Below are 412 nucleotides of genomic sequence, written 5' to 3'. Positions count from 1 at the left end.
GTTCGGGTTGTCATTGACTACGGTGCTGGGTGTGCCGGCGGTCACCAGCTTCTCGTAGTTGCCGCCGGTTACGCCGGTGATGCTGTTGGTCAGCGGCGCGTTGGTGCCATAGACGTTGTTTGGCGCGGTGAAGTCCACCGAGCCGCTCGAAGCGTTGACCGGGATGGTAATGCTCTGGCCGTTGGCGAGGGTGATGACCAGCGGGGTGCCGGTAACCGGAGCCGTGACGGAGGCGGTGTAGGTCACCACACCGCCCTCGGTCACGCTCGGCGTAGCCGTCAGGGTCACGGTGGACGTGTCGATGGTATCGGTGATTGCCGTAACTGCCGGGGTTGCGTTGACGTTCACCTTCTCGAAATCACCGCCCGTGGTGCCGGTGATAGTGGCGCTGACATTGGTGGCGTCCACATAG

Annotated in this window: 1 protein-coding gene; it reads right to left on the bottom strand. The window is 63.1% G+C overall.

Annotated elements, in window-relative coordinates:
• On the bottom strand, positions 1-412 hold a 412-nt coding region (locus ACKLLE_RS27140), incomplete at both ends, for an immunoglobulin-like domain-containing protein (RefSeq protein ID WP_420059614.1).

The sequence above is a fragment of the Pseudomonas bharatica genome, from assembly GCF_048586865.1.
Classification (GTDB): Bacteria; Pseudomonadota; Gammaproteobacteria; order Pseudomonadales; family Pseudomonadaceae; genus Aquipseudomonas; species Aquipseudomonas bharatica.
The sequence above is the reverse complement of the archived record's forward strand: the minus strand, read 5'-3'. Positions and strand labels throughout refer to the sequence as shown.